The following is a 16,938-nucleotide window of genomic DNA, read 5'->3' as shown; positions in this document are numbered from 1 at the left end:
GTTCTTGTGTAACAATATGAATAGATTTCATTTTGTAAACGCAAAAAAAACTTAGTATAAATTCTTAAATTAATTGCTCACTTATTGCACACCTATTACACGATTTTCACCATCAACACCCTTAATATCAAATACTGAGAATATTATACCTAGATTCACTAATAAAAACCACTAAATACTTTTCAATACAAGTAAAAAATCAATAAAGAAGAAAACAACTTTTGATCACTTATTACTAATCAAAATGAAAAAGTATAAAATATTGATCATAGCAGACGAAAGTGACTCTAGAACCAGCACAATATTGCTGTTAAAAATGGCAAATTATGATGTAATAGAGGCTTATAATGGAAAACAGGGCGTTAATCAGGCCTTAACAATCCAGCCCGACCTGATTTTATGTAACACCATGTTACCGGATATTGATGGATATATGATCTTATCATTAATTAAGAAACTCCCACAGGCCCAAAACATTCCATTTATCATATTAGCCTCGAAAAATGACCAAAACGAAGTCAGGAAGAGTATGATCATGGGGGCTGATGATTACCTGATTAAGCCCTTCAGAAATATCGAAATATTGGAAACAATTGAAATGAGGTTAAAAAAAAGAGCTGAACAAAAAAAAAGACCAGATTCAGTAGTCAATGGAGGAAATATCAAAAATGGAATAGAATCCTTTGAAAAAATAATCACTGAATCCAGACTTCGGCATTTCAAGAGGAAACAGGTAATATATTATCAGGAAGATAGCGCAGATGCAATACATCTCATTGCCAGCGGATCTGTAAAAACCCTAAAAACTACTCCAGATGGACGCGATTTGGTGACCGGTATTTATAAGGAAAATGAATATTTTGGAATCAATGCCTACTTTTCGGCAGAAGTGCATCATGAAACTGCTGAAACCATAGAAGAGACTTTATTATATACTTTTCCCCGGGCCGTTCTTGATCCCTTAATTGATAAATTTTCCGATTTATCAAAAAAATTCATAGGGATCATTGCGGCAAACAACCTAAAAAAAGAGCATCAGCTACTAGAATTTGCCTATTTTTCAGTTAGAAAACGGATGTCTCAATTGCTCCTTAGATTATATCCTAAAAATAACGCAGGGGTTGTCCAATGGATCGATATCTCGCGGGAAAACCTGGCTGCAATGTCTGGAATGGCATCTGAAACGGTTAGCCGTGTGTTGAGTGATTTCAAAAAAGACGGTTTAATCATGCGGGATTCAAATAAAATTATGATCATTGATCCGCTCCGACTGGCACATTTAAAGAATTAATATAAAAGCGCTACCCAAATCTTTTGCTATAGTTCAGAATTGCCCATCCATTAAAAAAACAGAAGACACGCAAATAGATGACATTCACCATCTTAACTCATAAAACCTAGCAATAAGATCTTTGTTATATAAGCTATCGGACCGTTTTTGTTTTTAAATTATGAAGCATAGAAAAAAGGTAGCAATCGTTGTTGCGCATCCGGATGATGAAACCCTTTGGGCCGGAGGAACTTTACTAAGTCACCCGGAATGGGAATTATTGATCTTATGTTTATGTAGGAAAAATGACCCTGACCGCGCAGCAAAATTTAAAAAAACAGCTGAAATTTTCAATGGGGAAGGTATAATGGATGACCTTGATGATGGACCACTACAAACGCCACAGTCTAAAAACCATATATCCGAACTGATACTTAAGAACCTGCCAGAAAGGACTTATGACCTGATCATAACACATAACCCACTAGGAGAATATACCCGGCATCGGCGACATGAAGAAATAGGGAAAGCAGTACTGAGTTTATGGATGGAAGATAAATTATGCTGTAATGAGCTTTTAATTTTTGCTTATGAGGACGGTAACAGCAGCTATTTCCCTAAAGCACTAAGCAATGCAGACCTATATTATGAGATACCGGATAAGTTCTGGCAACAAAAATATCACATCATGACAAACATTTATGGTTTTAATCCCGACAGCTGGGAAGCAAAAACTGTCCCAACATCAGAAGCATTCTGGAGATTTACAACAAAAGAGTCAGCCAATGCCTGGCTTAAAAAAAATTCCATATCATGAAAGTACTGGTCCTATATGATTATCCGCCATCCCCCGGAGGATTAGCTACACAAGGAGATTTACTATATAAAGGTTTACTTGCAAATGGTGTTGATGCCCATGCGGTACACCTGGAATCAACCCTGGAAAAAGAATGGTACTACAAGTGGTTTAAACCAGATATAGTGGTTGGAACGGGATATTGGGGCCATACCCCCCAGTTGGTGCTACACCCTCAAAAATCCGGTTTAAAAGCAATACCCTGGCTGGTAGCTGATGGCTATATCGGCAACTATCAGGAGGTGCTGAACAAACTTCCGCTTATCCTCGTTACCTCAAACTGGGTTAAGGAAATGTATGTCCGTGATGGCATTAAAGGAGATAACATCGAAGTTCTCCCGGTCGGTTGTGATACAGATACATTTAGACCATACCAAAAAAACGATCCCAAAATACTTGCAGTCAGGGCTGCTTTAAACGTTAGTCCGGAACAACTCATGATCCTGACCATAGGTGGAGATGCAGCTTCGAAAGGTGGAAGGGAAGTCATGCAGGCATTAGCAGCTGCCGGACAGGAATTGCCACCCTGGAAATACGTTTGCAAAGTATGGCCACAGCCCCGGACCGCTGTTCAGACTAACGCTGATAAAGAATTATCCGAACAATTAGGTATTAGCCAAAATGTATCGTTTCATACCTGTATAATTTCCAGACAATTCATCCCCTATCTTATTGGCGCCTGTGATATTTATGCCGCCCCATCACGTCTCGAAGGATTTGGCATGCCACAGGTGGAAGCTGGATCATGTGGAAAACCGGTAATTGGGATCAACGCTATGGGTATGCTGGATACACTAATACATGGACAGACCGCATTCCTGGCCAACATTGGTCAAAAAATTGTTGTCAATGAAGTTAATCTGGGACATGAATCCGGATATGAGAATAATCACAGGATAATTTTTGATGAACCCAGAACCGTTGATTACCGCGCAAATATTGATGACATTAAAGACGGTCTGATTCGTTTGATGACTACCCCTGAACTGCGAAAACAGATGGGAGATGCAGGACGTAAAAGAGTCATATCACACTTTGACTATCGCGCAGTTGCAGCAAAGTTTATACAAATTGTAGCTGAAAGGCTTAATATATTCTAACATAGATCTCATGAAAACCAAAAGCTGGCAAGACATCGAAAATGCAAGACAGGGAGCACTTGAAGTACTCCTTCATAATGTACACGGCCCTTTTCAAGGACTTCCACGTACCGCAGCATGGGGATATCCGGAGCCCTATACCAGAGATTTAATGTTATCAGTACCAGGTATACTGGTTTCAGGCAATACTCAATTGATTGCTTCGGTTAGAAAAACACTTGAAGTGTTATCCATAAACCAGTCAGGCAGAGGGCATATCCCCTCAATGGTACATGATCCGGAGAATCGTGGTGCAAGTGACACTACACCATTGTTTTTATTAGCAGTGGGAATGTTCAGGAAATTTAATGGAGATCCAACCTTTCTGGAAACTGCCGTTCAAAAAGCACTAACCTGGATGGAGTACCAAAGCCCTTCTGATGATTACCTCGTCGCACAACAACCAACCAGTGATTGGCGGGATGAACAATGGGTCCTTGGTTTTGGGCTATATGTTAATGCAGTAGTATACAGCTATCTGAAAATTTTAAATGATCATAACCGCGCAGAAGGCCTGAAGAAAGCAATGCAGCATTTTACAATTACTAAAAATGCTAATCCACATCATCTTCATGAGGGAATGGTGGTAAAAACCAAACCTTACTACGCAGTCTGGTCCTACAAAATTTATAGCAGCGAAAGATTTGATCTCCTGGGAAATAGTATTGCCATTTTATCGGGACTAGCCTCAGCGACCAGGGCCAAAAACATGGTAGACTGGATAGAAGCTGCATGCGAACAAATGAAAACAAAAGAGGAATTGGCAATTGATCTTGCCCCTAACTTCTTTCCTTTTATAAGACCTGGTGATCCGGATTGGAAAACAAGATATGCTGATTTCAACATGCCCGGAGATTACCACAATGGCGGAATCTGGCCTTTTATTTCTGCGCTTCATATTGCGGCACTCGTAACAACGGGGAAATATAAGTTAGCTAAAGAGAAGCTTTACACACTCACAGATTTAATCTCAATTGCAAGTAATAAAGAACTTAAATATGGATTCAACGAATGGTATAAAGCTCAAACCGGACAACCAATGGGACAAGATTGGCAAACATGGTCAGCATCACTTTACCTGTATGCTGTTGATTGTGTAGAAAAAAACTCGACCCCATTTTTTTCAGCCTGATCATCGTTCCCAGTGCTTATCGGCGCTTCAAACCAATAACTTCCGCTCATTTAATACAACTTCCACAATAGCATACAATTCCCGCTTTACTTCGCGGTATTCATGAATCAGATCTATAATATGGCATTCTAAATGAGCCTGCTTTCCTGCCAGTTCATCCGGACTTTCCTTCGGTAAACCTTCTGCAAGCAGTTCCAGTTTTTTTAGTTGCTGTTCCAATAATCCATCTACATGGTATTTTTCATTCATTAGTACTAACAACTTACTACCCAGTGAGGTCATTTTTTTTTTATAGTTATCACCTGCCAGCTGTAAAAAATGCTCTTCCATAATGCGGTTCAGAAAAACGACTTCGATATTAAAAAAATCCAGGTGAGTTTTCCATCGCCTTGCATTTATATAATATTCTAAAGCCTTTGCAGGTAGTTTAGTTAATGATTTCATCAGTTTATCTTTTACTATTATTGTCATAGTACTTCGGGTTGAAATGATATATTGAAGTTAAAAATCAGGATGTAAATTTTCAGGAATTATCAGTAGTGGGATTTTAATGTGTTTTGCCAAAGACCGGGTATGACTGCCTACCAATAAACGGTCAAGCATAGACATTTTTTCATGGACCATCACCACCATATCTATCTTATACTCATAACTTAGAAGCTGAAGCCCTTCATCAATATCTACATCCGTAATATGTCTCATATAGAACTTTGGATAATTAATTTCAGCAATCAATTTATCCAGAAATAAATGTTCTTTTTGATGGTGTTCCTCCTCATTTACCCATTCATCTTTGACGTTCGTGATCACTAAGTCTGCATCGTATCTAAATGCTAAACCGGTAAGCGCCCTGATCACCTCTATATGTTTATTATTAAAATCTGTCGCAAATGCAATCCTTTTTATAGAACTGAATTTTGTTTCCGCAGGGATAAGCAGAATTGGCACTTGCATATCATTGATCAGATGATGGCTGACAATCATGTTTTCCGCATGATCCCGGATTAATTTAGGGATCAAATCCGAAACCGTACCCACCTCATTTACACATGATATAACAGGTGGAGGCGCGGACTTTGTATCAGGGTCGTTTAGAAAATGTGTTTTAAGCTGATCAGCAAATAAAACCAATTGCTTAATAGTCGACTCTTTCATGGTAGAATACTCATACAAAGGCCAGCCAAGTTGTGTAATTGTAAACGCATGACATAGTATTAAATTAGCTTCTAAAGCCTTAGCAAGGTGCAAAGCATAGTAAGCTGCATTTTGTGCGGGTCCCGAGAAGTCTGTAGGAATCAGAATAGTTTTCATTTTTTTAATTGATTTACACCTTAAAATTTCTGATACCAATACCTTAATCATAGATACAAATTGGCTTTATTAAACACTAATTTAGGTAGCTTAAAAGAGTATTGGCTTGACAATGATCAAACTAGTGCATGATGCTCATCACTGCTTTCACAGCATACAATCTTATTCGACATCACTCAAAACGATGACAATCAACACCATAAAATCTATCTATTATTATTATTTTTAAGTTCCGAAAGTACCAAACATGAAAATCCCGGATCAACGCTGAAGGTTAAAATCATAGGCATGATGTTTCAAGATAGAACTGAGGCTGGCAGACTACTAGCTGGCAAACTCAAAAAATACCGGAGCGATCGCGGTGTTGTCCTGGCTGTACCAAGGGGTGGCATTCCCCTAGCCTATTTCGTTGCTTTAGAACTTGGCTTTCCAATAGAGGTGATCCTAACTAAAAAGATTGGACATCCCATGTACAAAGAATATGCTATTGGTGCCGCAAACCTTTCGGATTATTTTGTTGTACCCCACAAGGATGTTTCAGAAGCGTATATTGAAGGAGAACTGCTTGCTATCCGTACCCGGCTTAAAGAAATGTATAAAAAATTCATGGGAAATAAGACTCCTGAAAATATAGAAGGTAAAACAGTTATTATTATTGATGATGGAATGGCAACTGGCAATACAATATTGGGAACGTTACAACTGTTACGTAATGGACGCCCCGATAAAATTATTATTGGTGTTCCGGTATCATCCAGGGAGGCTGTCCAAAAATTATCGAAAGCGGTAGATGAAGTCGTAACGATATTGATCCCGGAAGCATTTTCCACTGTGGGCGCTTTTTACGAAAACTTCAATGAGGTCAGTGATCAAGAAGTGATATTTTACTTGGAAAAACTACGAAAAGCACGCCATAATAAATAGTTCATCCATGTACTGCTTCAAATACAGAACAACTCCTCCGATCTATTTAAACCTGATTCCCATCCCCTTTTACCTATACCCTCATTTTGTTTATTACAATTTTTTCACTTCTTTATCAGCAAAATATTTTACCTGTTGATAAAAATAAAGACAGCCTGAGTCTTGAATAATTTTTAACAACAATTGTATACTTTATATTACTGGTTGACAGATTGATAATTATCTTTAACATTTTTCAATGTGTTTTGGAAGATTAAACCTTCATTTTAAAAAACTATTAAATTTCTGTAAACTTGCAGCTTTAGGGATAAAAAATGGCAAGCTATGCTACACTTTCTGATCAGGAACTGGCAGACCTTTTAAGGCATGGCAATGAAACCGTTTTTAAAATTATCTACGACCGTTTCTGGAGTAAACTTTACTTCGTTGCCTCGAAACGATTAAATGATCCTGCTGAAGCAGAAGAAGCCGTTCAGGATATCTTTTTGAACCTCTGGAAAAATAGAGAAACCTTTCAGCTTAAAGTTAACTTTGAAAACTATCTGGCTGTAGCTATAAAATTTCAAGTGATTAAAAGAAGATCTAAACGTTTTAAGAGATCTATTATTGAGCAACAACTTGGAACTGAAGCTGAGTTGGAGAATTTTCAAAACCAAAATTACGACTGGAACCAATATGACTTAGAAGAGCTTCAAAACCGCTTAAGTAAAATCATAGACACTTTACCGCCAAAATGTAAATTGGTTTTTAACATGAGTAGAGATGAGAATTACACCAATAAAAAGATTGCTGCTGAACTAGGTATCTCTGAAAAAGCAGTAGAAAAACATGTAACACAAGCCCTAAAAGTGTTAAAAACCAAACTGGGTCTATCCCTGATATTTATCCTATTCCTCCATTAAAACAGATCCGCTCCGGAACACGAATTCAGAATAATCAAAAATAAATAAAATAAAAGGTAGGGTATAGTCCTACTCATGGGACTATGTTCCAAACTGCCCTAGAAATGGACGAACATAAAATAAATATGCTTTCCGATAAAATCGTTAAAGGAACCATCTCCGAACAGGAAATGGAAGAATTTAATGAATGGTATTCGACTTACGAAAATTTAGAACAAAACGTAACTACTGATAAAAACCAGGAAGCCTTAGCGGAACGCCTGTTTAAAAATATAATAACTGAAGCGAACCTCCCTGTTTCAAAACCGCGCAGCATTAAAATCTGGCCACGTATTGCCGTTGCGGCTTCATTTGCTCTGGTTTTTGGAATGAGTATATTTTATTACACAGCCAAACAAGCAGACCAAACGAGACAAATTGCTGATCTGAATAACATAAAACCAGGCGGAAACGGAGCGTTATTAACCTTAGCAAATGGCCGTACCATCAGACTGGATGCCGCTACAAAGGGAGAATTGGCCAATGAAGCAGGCGTTCGGATCACCAAAACTAAGGATGGTCAGATTCTATATGAAGTCGGAGAAATAACTTCCGCAAAAGATAAAATAAACACACTCTCTACTGCTAAAGGTGAAACCTATACCATTACCCTACCCGATCATACCAAAGTATACCTTAACTCAGCTTCCTCCCTTAGCTATCCGGCTTCATTTGCCACACTTAAGGAACGAAAAGTTGAACTTACCGGAGAAGCCTACTTTGAGGTATTCAAAGATAGTGCGCACCCTTTTATAGTGCGTACAGCGGATCAGGAAATCAAAGTATTGGGTACCCACTTCAATGTCAATTCTTATAAAGAAGATGGAAATACCAAAACTACTTTAATAGAAGGATCCGTTAAGATTGGTTTTTCATCCCGCACCAATGAAACAGAGGCAATTATTAAGCCTGGTGAACAAGCCTACATCAAAGCAAATAAAATCTATGTTGATCAGGTAAATGCTGAAGATGCCATAGCCTGGAAAAATGGCTACTTCAGATTCAACAATGAGACACTTGAGCAGGCCATGAATAAAATTGCCCGTTGGTATAATGTAACTATCGAATATAAAGATCCGACCATTAAAAACAGGAACGTTTATGGTTCATTGAGCCGATTTAGCAACATAGGCGTTGTATTAAACCTTCTCGAACTTACAGAAGCCCTAAAGTTTGAAATAGAAGGGAATAAAATCATCGTATTGAAAAAATAAAACAAATAACACCCCTCATAAAAACCAAATAACCAACCAACCCACCCACAAAATTTATTACGAATTAACAGATTAGAAATGTATAAAATTTATACCAAAATTTTGTGCAGGCAATTGCGCTGCATACACAAATCGCTATTAATAACGAGGTTAACCGCCTTTCTATTAATTGCTAGCCTACTCCAGGTTAGCGCGGCCTCCTTCGCTCAAAAGCTCACCATGAACCAAACTAAAGCATCTTTTGACGAGGTCTTTAGAGAAATCCGAAAACAAACCGGCTATGATGTGCTCTTGATTTCAAAAAAGATTAAAAGCACAGAACGTATAGACGTAAAATTCAACAACACCCCGCTTGAGCAAGTCATGGATGAATTGCTGAAAGGAAAAAACCTAAACTATACGATAGATAAAAAAACAGTGGTCATCAAAGAGAAAGAGAGCTCTTTTATTGATCGTGTAATTGATCGTTTCGCTACAATTGATGTAAAAGGAAAAGTAGTAAATGAAAACAATGAAGGTTTAGCCGGTGCTACAATTGCCGTAAAAGGCACATCACAGCTCACAAAAACGAATGCCAATGGTGATTTTCTACTGGCTGGTGTAGATGAGAATGTTACTTTGATTGTTTCCTATATCGGTTTTGAAAACAAGGAAATCAAAGCAGCCAGGGATTTGAAGGTCATTCGATTGACTTTACAGACCAGCAGTCTGAACGAAGTCAGCATTGTAACAACCGGATATCAGGACCTGAACAGAAAACTTTTTACAGGAGCAGCTACAAAACTTAAGGCCACAGACGCTGAACGTGCAGGTGTTCCCGACGTCAGCAGGATGTTAGAAGGTCGTGTGGCCGGTGTTTCCGTACAAAATGTTTCGGGCACTTTCGGAGCCGCCCCTAAAATCAGGGTAAGAGGTGCAACCTCCATCAATGGCGAAAATAAACCATTATGGGTAGTAGACGGGATCATATTGGAAGATGTAGTGAACATTTCCAATGAACAGCTCTCTACTGGTGATCCAAGTACTTTAATCGGCTCTTCTGTGGCCGGACTAAATCCTGATGATATCGAAAGCTTCGAGATATTAAAGGATGCCTCCGCAACAGCAATGTACGGTGCCCGTGCAATGAATGGGGTAATTGTGGTAACCACTAAAAAAGGTAAGAAAACAGATGGTAAACCCGTACTTTCCTACACAGGAAACTTCAGCACCTACTTAAAACCTTCTTATAATGAGTATGACATCATGAACTCAGCTGATCAGATGTCGGTATTTGCAGAAATGATGAACAAAGGTTGGTTAAATCATTCTGAGGTTTCCAGAGGTGCAAGTGGTGGTGTATTTTACAAGATGTACAATGAAATGTACCAATATGATGGCGCAACCGATCAGTTCAATTTAAGAAATGATGCACCAAACAGAAAGGAATTTTTAACACGATATGCCAACGGTAATACCGACTGGTTTGACCTCTTGTTTAAAAATTCGTTTATGCAGGAACACGCCCTAAGTGTAACCAGCGGAACGGACAAATCTAAATACTATATATCTACCAGTTACTTAGGTGATAATGGCTGGACCGTTGGAAACAGCGTAAAAAGATTTACAGGAAATGTGAGAGGTAACTTTGACTTATCTGATAAACTAAGCATTGAATTAATTACCCAGGGCTCGATCCGTAATCAATTTACACCAGGTTCCCTTGGAAGAAGAAGTAGTGCTGTTAGTGGTCAGTTTACCAGAGAATTTGACATCAACCCATTCACTTATGCCCTTAACACCAGTCGCACGCTTGCTGCTTTCGACGAACAGGGAAATAAAGAATTCTTTGTACAAAACTTTGCCCCTTTTAATATTCTCCACGAACTTGAAAATAATACCATGCAGCTTAAAATGCTGGATTTTAAACTTCAGGGTGGTTTAAAATATAAAATCATCAATGGCTTAAAATATTCCTTTGATGTTGCTTACCGCTATGTAAAAAGCGATAATGAGCACCGGATTAATGACAATTCCAATATGCCAATGGCCTATAGAGCGGCTGGTGATTCTTATGTGATCAATAACAATAAATTCCTGTATAAGGATCCGGATAACCCAAATGCTTTGCCAAGAGTAATATTACCTGCAGGTGGCTTTTACAATGTAAACAGCGACAATATGGAAAACTATTACATGAGGAACTCTTTGGAATGGAACAAAGAATACAATGGGGATCATTTGCTAAACGCATTCTTATCTACCGAAATGCGCTTTATTGACAGACAGCGCCGCGCTTTTGACGGCGTAGGTTATCAATATGACCGTGGTGGTGTGCCTTTTATCGACCCCGACTATTTTAAGAAAAGTGTAGAAAGTAACTTCTTCTATTACAACATGAATACCCAGAAAGAAAGATACCTTTCTTATTTAGGAAGAGTCGCCTATTCTTATAAAGGCAAGTATAGTATCAATGGTACCATGAGGTACGACGGATCCAACCTGCTTGGAGGTACAAGTACTGCCAGATGGTTACCAACCTGGAATATCAGTGGTGCCTGGAATATGGACAGGGAAGATTTCTTTGAAAAGCAAAATGTATTCAGCAGAGCTACTATTAGAGGTACTTACGGATTAACCGCCAGCATGGGCCCTGCAACCAATGCCAGTTTGATCCTAAACAATCAAAGTACAAAAAGACCATTTTTAAGTGATATTGAAACTGCATTGGTCATTGGTGGACTTAAAAACGCGGAACTGACCTGGGAAAAACAATTAGAAACCAATATTGGATTCGACCTGGGCTTTTTAAAGGACCGTTTAAGCCTGACAGTAGATTTGTATAAAAGAAATGGTTACGACCTGATTGGTGCAGTAAGAACATCAGGTATCGGTGGTCAGTTTATAAAATATGCCAACTATGCCGACATGAAATCTAAAGGTATTGAGGTCACAACAGGGGCTCAGATTTTGACAGGAACCGGTCTGAAATGGCGTTCTCAGCTGAATTTCGGCTATCATAAAGGTAAAATCACCAAACTGGAAAGTGTTCCCCTGATCTGGAACCTGATCGCGGCTGGTGGTGATGCCCTGGAAGGTTATCCGCAAAGAGGTTTGTTCTCTGTTCAATTTGATGGCTTAAATCCACAAACAGGTACTCCTACATTTGTTGGTGTAAATGGCGAACGTCATGTTAACAATGTTTATTTACAGGATGATAATATTTCTCATCTGAAATATGAAGGTCCTACAGATCCTTTGATGAATGGTGGTTTTTTCAACACTTTCTCTTACAAAAACTTCACTTTAAGCACCTTGCTGACCTTTAGTGCAGGAAACAAGATTAGGTTAAACCCTGCCTTCTCTGCAAGCTACAACGACCTTTCTTCTATGTCTAACGACTTTGTTGGCCGATGGATGCAAACTGGCGATGAACTTAAAACCAACATCCCCGGTATTGCGGATAAATTTGTAAACAGTAACCTGGGCTCTGATTATCCATATAATGTTTACAATTATACGGATGTAAGAGTTGCCGATGGAGGTTTTATCCGCCTGAAGCAAATCATGGTCAGCTATAATCTGCCAAAGCTTGTTGCTGGTAAAATTGGCGCAAACAACGCTACAGTTAGTATTGTAGGAAACAACCTCGCCTTATTATATGCTGATAAACGCTTAAATGGACAAGATCCTGAATTCTATACTTCGGGTGGAGTATCGCTTCCGGTTCCACGTCAATTTACGCTATCCTTAAAACTAGGTTTCTAAACACAGATCAACATGAATTTAAATAAAAACTTAAAATATATACTGGTTTTCACACTTGCGCTTTCTACTACAAGTTGCGAGAAATACCTGGACACGGTTCCTGATATGCGTTCGGAACTAAACTCTGTAGAAAAAGTAGCAGAACTCTTAACTTCTGCCTACCCAAAAGCTGAATACATCAGTTTTACTGAACCTGCCTCTGATAGTGCGGAAGACAAAGGTCCGAATGAAGGTACTGAAGATCCTACCAATACAGATCCGTATATGTGGCAGGAAGTAAGAGACAGAGCACAGGGTTCTACCGATTTTTACTGGAACGCCTGCTATACCGCAATTGCAGCAGCAAACGAGGCACTTAGTTATGTCGACAAAAATATGAACGACCCTAAAATCCGCCCTTATAGAGGCGAAGCTTTAGTTGCCCGTGCTTATGCGCATTTTATGTTAGTTACCCTATATGCGACAGCTTACGATATCAATGGCGCAAATAATGCACCTGGTGTACCTTATGTTACCGCTCCGGAAACTGTAGTTTTTCAGAAATACGACAGAGGAACTGTAAAATCTGTTTATGAACAAATACAACGTGACCTGGAAGAAGGTTTACCATTGATCAAAAACACGGCTTACAAAGTACAGAAATACCATTTTAACATTGCCGCAGCAAATGCTTTTGCTACCCGCTTCTATCTTTTCAAAGGCGATTACAATAAAGTGGTAGACCATGCGGATCATGTCTTTACTGGTGAAGTTGTAGAAACAAGCTTACGTCCATGGAGTACGGAGTATTTTGCGTTGACCCCACAGGATTTGCGCGCCAGATTTTCGCAAACAACTGAAAAATCGAACCTGCTGCTCATAGAAACCGTTTCATGGTGGTCTAGAAGAGGCTCCCAAAGATTTGGTTTCGGTCAGAAACTGGCCGACGAAATCTTTAACCGCAGTAACGCGACCGGCAGAACCTGGGCACATAAGCTATACACTTTTGGTGGTGCGCCACAATATACTATGGCTAAGTGGAAAGAACATTTCTCCCTGACCAGTGTAAATTCAAGTTCAGGTATTGGTTATACTATTTTACCTGCCTTTACTACGGATGAAACCCTATTAAACAGAGCTGAAGCCTATGTAAATCTGGGAAGTACAGATCTGGCGTTAAAAGACCTTAACAGCTTTATCAGTACCAGAATTGTGAATTTTAACCCTGTAACAGATGCCTTAACCTTAGATAAACTAAAAGGTTTTTACCGGAATACCAATGAAAAAGAGGTATTGATAAAAGGCATTCTTGATTTTAAGAAAATGGAATTTATTACCGAGGGCATGCGTTGGTTTGATATTTTAAGACATAAACTGACGGTAAAACACAACTTACTGGATATTAACGGGAAAGAAAAAACGGTTGAACTGTCTCCTACCGATCCGCGCAGATTGTTTCAGTTGCCAAAAGAAGTTATCCTTTCGGGAGTAGCACAAAATCCACGTTAAACCAGGCAGACCTAAAATAAACATTACTAAAAATATATTTTCTAATGAAAACATTGATAAACTATATAGCTATTCTGTGTCTGGCACTGGCTTCTTGTAAAAAAGAAGGCCCACTTAACGCCAATATGGACAACTTTAACATAGACTCCTTTAAACCCGGACCAACAGATGAATGGTTGACAAAGGAATACCTTGATCCATTCAACATTGAGGTGTTATATCGTTGGGACCGCTACCAGCTGTCTCTGGCTAAAGACTTAGTACCACCGCTGGAGAGCAAAGTTATTCCTGCTATGGAAACCGTAAAATCCATCTGGCTTAGCCCCTATTTAACCGTTGCCGGCAAAGAATTTATTAAACCTTATGCACCTAAACAAATTGTTCTAATTGGCAGTGCCGAATACAATAATGATGGGACCATCACCCTTGGAACTGCTGATGCAGGTAGAAGAATTAACCTGTTTATCATTAACAGTTTTCAGAAATCAAACACAGCCAATGTAGAACAAATGATGCATACCATTCACCATGAGTTTGGTCATATACTTCACCAGAACTCGCCAATCCCTGAAGATTTCCCAAGAATATCTCCGGAGTATGCAGCAAACTGGACCGCTAACGTAAATACAGCGAATGAGGCAAAAAGGCTCGGTTTTGTTTCCAGATATTCAAGAAGCAACGACAATGAGGATTTTGTGGAAATGATTGCTTTTCTGCTGGTAGAAGGTCAGGATTGGTTTGATGCCTATGTGAATACTGCCGGCGACCTCGGTAAGTCGAGATTAAGACAAAAAGAACAAATGATTGTAAACTACTTTAAAATGGCTTACAACATCAATTTCAGAAAGCTACAGACCGAGGTTAAAGCTTCTTTTGATAAAGAAACTGGCCGTATCACCTCCTTTGCCACCAACCTGTCCAGAAATACTTATAGTAAGATGACCGTGGCAAAAAGTGACGAAAATCAATCTACTGCCTTTACTAGTGCCTATACTGCTGCAGCGGCAGCTGTAAAAACAGCAAGTGCTTCGCTTACTGTAGCTGATCAGTTTGAGCTGAGGTTTGGCACATTGGTAGGAAAACCAATTGCAACCCTGGTGATGACTGTTAAAAATGGCAGTACAAATGAAGAGTGGTTTTACAACTACAAAGTAACAGTGGTTGGAGATAAGGTGACTTTCGTACCGGACAATACAATTACCGGAGTAGAAACGGACAAAGGGACAAAATACAGACTTCAAATGAAACCACTTTTGGATATCATTGAGCAAGCTTCAACAGCGTCATTCTTATCCCCTGAGCATTTAACAAAGGGCGGCTTTAAAGGCTCGGTTAATACTTCAAGCTATTTCTACGGATCACTAATCAGATAATTATTATGAAAATCAAAATATTAACCATACTCTGTTTAGCACTGGCATTAAGCAGTTGTAAAAAAGGATCCGAAGATTTATTGATCGACGGAAAAATGCCGGAATTAAGAGCACAAGAAAGTTTAAAAACCTACAGCGAAGCACTTACATCTACTAAGAATGGCTGGGCAGCCTACCTCTTTACTGAAGGTGGCGGTGGCTACGGTTTTTATATGGACTTTAATGACCAGGATCGCGTTAAAATGCTTGCTGAAATTGACGCTGGCACAGCTACGGAGTTAATGGAAAGCACTTATAGATTGAAAGCTGTAATGGGCCCCTCTTTATTATTCGACACCTATAACTACCTGCACTTACTGGCGGACCCAAATGGTGATGTGATCGGCGGAACCGCGGGTGTAGGTTTTAAATCTGATTTTGAATTCGAGTTTTCTGCGATAAAAGGAGATACAATTAAGCTTGTTGGAAAAAAGAGAAGAAGCGATCTGTTTTTAGTGAAACTAAATGCAGAACAACAAGATTTCTACTTAAAAGGAGGACTTAAACCTTTAACAGCAGAGTTAACAAACTATTTCAATGTCAATAAAAACCTTTACATCACAGGCAACAACGAGATCAGCAAAGTTCAATTCTCCGTAAATATGGCCCTGAATGTGAAGAAAGCATTTTTTACCTGGGTAGAAAATGGCCTGGTAAAAACAGCAGAAGCCCCTTTTGCCTATACCACAACTGGTATGTTCTTTAATAAACCGCTTGTTTTTAATGACATTGCATTCAAAACAATAACATGGGATAAAACAAAAAAACCGCTGATAGCAACAACCACAAACGGTAAGCAAATGGAGATTTTAAGAGGTGATCTTCCAATCATTCCATTGCATATTTTAATGGGTACTGATCGCTTTAAGTCCATTACCGTATTCTCTACACCATATCAGACCTGGTCGCCAGGCTTTGTAGACATGCGTGCTGCAATGGTTAGAACATTAGCACTTAACACGAGAAAACTCGGAAATATTAATTTCGTTTTCAATGCTGAAACAAACGAGATGAAGATTATGGTGACCACCATCAGAAGTATTCTTCCAACAGTTTCGGAATTTGTTTATAGCTATACTAAAACCGCTGATGGAACTTATGATTTTGAATTTGTGAATACAGAGGAAAGAACAGCTGTAATATTGAATGCAGTTTTACCATTAACAAAGATTTTTGCTGATCATAAGTTTAAATTGGACTACAAATTAGATCCGGTTCAAGGTCAGGTTGGTAGTATTACCAGTCTGGATGATCCGAATTTTTATACCTCAGGAGAATTGAAATAATCCGGAGGCCACTTAAAATTCCTTTAGCATCTGAGGGTAGAAAAATATATATTTTTCTACCCTTTTTACGTTATTGAAAACAACAGGCATTAGCAATAAGTCCCATTTCCCCCCTTAATTTGTCGTTTCGGCACATCCTCATGCATTTGGTATTACTGTACATTTCAACAAACTGATCTGAAAAACGTATGGCAACGCAAAAAGCACACACTTCAGAA

Annotated in this window: 13 protein-coding genes; 11 read left to right on the top strand and 2 right to left on the bottom strand. The window is 38.9% G+C overall.

Features of this window, described 5'->3' with window-relative positions; genetic code table 11:
- Positions 1 to 244: 244 nt before the first annotated feature.
- The 4 genes from R2Q66_RS21305 (at position 245) to R2Q66_RS21290 (ending at position 4,397) form a co-directional block, all read left to right on the top strand.
- Positions 245 to 1,291, top strand: a complete 1,047-nt coding sequence (locus R2Q66_RS21305) for a response regulator (RefSeq protein WP_316753021.1) — start codon at positions 245 to 247, stop codon at positions 1,289 to 1,291.
- 160 nt (positions 1,292 to 1,451) lie between these two features.
- Positions 1,452 to 2,087: a PIG-L deacetylase family protein gene (locus R2Q66_RS21300; RefSeq protein ID WP_316753019.1), complete on the top strand. Its 636-nt coding sequence runs from the start codon at positions 1,452 to 1,454 to the stop codon at positions 2,085 to 2,087.
- Complete coding sequence (locus tag R2Q66_RS21295; protein WP_316753017.1) at positions 2,084 to 3,226, top strand: glycosyltransferase family 4 protein; 1,143 nt, start codon at positions 2,084 to 2,086, stop codon at positions 3,224 to 3,226. The genes R2Q66_RS21300 and R2Q66_RS21295 overlap by 4 nt, the downstream gene beginning before the upstream one ends.
- A gap of 10 nt (positions 3,227 to 3,236) precedes the next feature.
- The gene (locus R2Q66_RS21290; protein ID WP_316753015.1) at positions 3,237 to 4,397 is read left to right on the top strand and encodes a glycoside hydrolase 100 family protein; all 1,161 of its coding nucleotides are present in this window, start codon (positions 3,237 to 3,239) and stop codon (positions 4,395 to 4,397) included.
- A 27-nt stretch (positions 4,398 to 4,424) separates the two neighbouring features.
- Here the strand turns inward: R2Q66_RS21290 and R2Q66_RS21285 are convergent, their stop codons facing one another.
- Positions 4,425 to 4,868: a hypothetical protein gene (locus tag R2Q66_RS21285; protein ID WP_316753013.1), complete on the bottom strand. Its 444-nt coding sequence runs from the start codon at positions 4,866 to 4,868 to the stop codon at positions 4,425 to 4,427.
- Positions 4,869 to 4,898: 30 nt separating this feature from the next.
- A complete protein-coding gene (locus R2Q66_RS21280; RefSeq protein ID WP_316753011.1) occupies positions 4,899 to 5,708 on the bottom strand; it encodes a universal stress protein in 810 nt (269 codons plus the stop codon).
- A 288-nt stretch (positions 5,709 to 5,996) separates the two neighbouring features.
- Between R2Q66_RS21280 and R2Q66_RS21275 the strand changes: the two genes are divergently transcribed.
- The 7 genes from R2Q66_RS21275 (at position 5,997) to R2Q66_RS21245 (ending at position 16,720) form a co-directional block, all read left to right on the top strand.
- Positions 5,997 to 6,632 (top strand): phosphoribosyltransferase, encoded by a 636-nt coding sequence (locus tag R2Q66_RS21275; RefSeq protein ID WP_316753009.1) that lies wholly within the window; start codon positions 5,997 to 5,999, stop codon positions 6,630 to 6,632.
- A gap of 314 nt (positions 6,633 to 6,946) precedes the next feature.
- Positions 6,947 to 7,534: an RNA polymerase sigma-70 factor gene (locus R2Q66_RS21270; protein ID WP_316753007.1), complete on the top strand. Its 588-nt coding sequence runs from the start codon at positions 6,947 to 6,949 to the stop codon at positions 7,532 to 7,534.
- A gap of 104 nt (positions 7,535 to 7,638) precedes the next feature.
- Positions 7,639 to 8,787, top strand: a complete 1,149-nt coding sequence (locus tag R2Q66_RS21265; RefSeq protein ID WP_316753005.1) for a FecR family protein — start codon at positions 7,639 to 7,641, stop codon at positions 8,785 to 8,787.
- A 219-nt stretch (positions 8,788 to 9,006) separates the two neighbouring features.
- Positions 9,007 to 12,534, top strand: a complete 3,528-nt coding sequence (locus R2Q66_RS21260; protein WP_316753003.1) for a SusC/RagA family TonB-linked outer membrane protein — start codon at positions 9,007 to 9,009, stop codon at positions 12,532 to 12,534.
- 12 nt (positions 12,535 to 12,546) lie between these two features.
- Positions 12,547 to 14,022 carry a RagB/SusD family nutrient uptake outer membrane protein gene (locus tag R2Q66_RS21255; RefSeq protein ID WP_316753001.1) on the top strand — a complete coding sequence of 492 codons (1,476 nt, stop codon included), beginning with the start codon at positions 12,547 to 12,549 and terminating at the stop codon, positions 14,020 to 14,022.
- A 44-nt stretch (positions 14,023 to 14,066) separates the two neighbouring features.
- Entirely contained in the window at positions 14,067 to 15,395 is a 1,329-nt protein-coding gene (locus tag R2Q66_RS21250; protein ID WP_316752999.1) for a putative zinc-binding metallopeptidase, read from the top strand.
- Positions 15,396 to 15,400: 5 nt separating this feature from the next.
- The gene (locus R2Q66_RS21245) at positions 15,401 to 16,720 is read left to right on the top strand and encodes a DUF4302 domain-containing protein (RefSeq protein WP_316752997.1); all 1,320 of its coding nucleotides are present in this window, start codon (positions 15,401 to 15,403) and stop codon (positions 16,718 to 16,720) included.
- The last annotated feature ends 218 nt before the right edge of the window (positions 16,721 to 16,938 follow it).

Source organism: Pedobacter gandavensis (assembly GCF_032677645.1).
GTDB classification, from domain to species: domain Bacteria; phylum Bacteroidota; class Bacteroidia; order Sphingobacteriales; family Sphingobacteriaceae; genus Pedobacter; species Pedobacter gandavensis_A.
The sequence above is the reverse complement of the archived record's forward strand: the minus strand, read 5'-3'. Positions and strand labels throughout refer to the sequence as shown.

What these genes read in the sequence shown, in the direction of transcription:
- R2Q66_RS21305 (WP_316753021.1), top strand. Translation starts at nt 245, where the DNA reads ATGAAAAAGTATAAAATATTGATCATAGCAGACGAAAGTGACTCTAGA.
- R2Q66_RS21300 (WP_316753019.1), top strand. Translation starts at nt 1,452, where the DNA reads ATGAAGCATAGAAAAAAGGTAGCAATCGTTGTTGCGCATCCGGATGAT.
- R2Q66_RS21295 (WP_316753017.1), top strand. Translation starts at nt 2,084, where the DNA reads ATGAAAGTACTGGTCCTATATGATTATCCGCCATCCCCCGGAGGATTA.
- R2Q66_RS21290 (WP_316753015.1), top strand. Translation starts at nt 3,237, where the DNA reads ATGAAAACCAAAAGCTGGCAAGACATCGAAAATGCAAGACAGGGAGCA.
- R2Q66_RS21285 (WP_316753013.1), bottom strand. Translation starts at nt 4,868, where the DNA reads ATGACAATAATAGTAAAAGATAAACTGATGAAATCATTAACTAAACTA.
- R2Q66_RS21280 (WP_316753011.1), bottom strand. Translation starts at nt 5,708, where the DNA reads ATGAAAACTATTCTGATTCCTACAGACTTCTCGGGACCCGCACAAAAT.
- R2Q66_RS21275 (WP_316753009.1), top strand. Translation starts at nt 5,997, where the DNA reads ATGATGTTTCAAGATAGAACTGAGGCTGGCAGACTACTAGCTGGCAAA.
- R2Q66_RS21270 (WP_316753007.1), top strand. Translation starts at nt 6,947, where the DNA reads ATGGCAAGCTATGCTACACTTTCTGATCAGGAACTGGCAGACCTTTTA.
- R2Q66_RS21265 (WP_316753005.1), top strand. Translation starts at nt 7,639, where the DNA reads ATGGACGAACATAAAATAAATATGCTTTCCGATAAAATCGTTAAAGGA.
- R2Q66_RS21260 (WP_316753003.1), top strand. Translation starts at nt 9,007, where the DNA reads ATGAACCAAACTAAAGCATCTTTTGACGAGGTCTTTAGAGAAATCCGA.
- R2Q66_RS21255 (WP_316753001.1), top strand. Translation starts at nt 12,547, where the DNA reads ATGAATTTAAATAAAAACTTAAAATATATACTGGTTTTCACACTTGCG.
- R2Q66_RS21250 (WP_316752999.1), top strand. Translation starts at nt 14,067, where the DNA reads ATGAAAACATTGATAAACTATATAGCTATTCTGTGTCTGGCACTGGCT.
- R2Q66_RS21245 (WP_316752997.1), top strand. Translation starts at nt 15,401, where the DNA reads ATGAAAATCAAAATATTAACCATACTCTGTTTAGCACTGGCATTAAGC.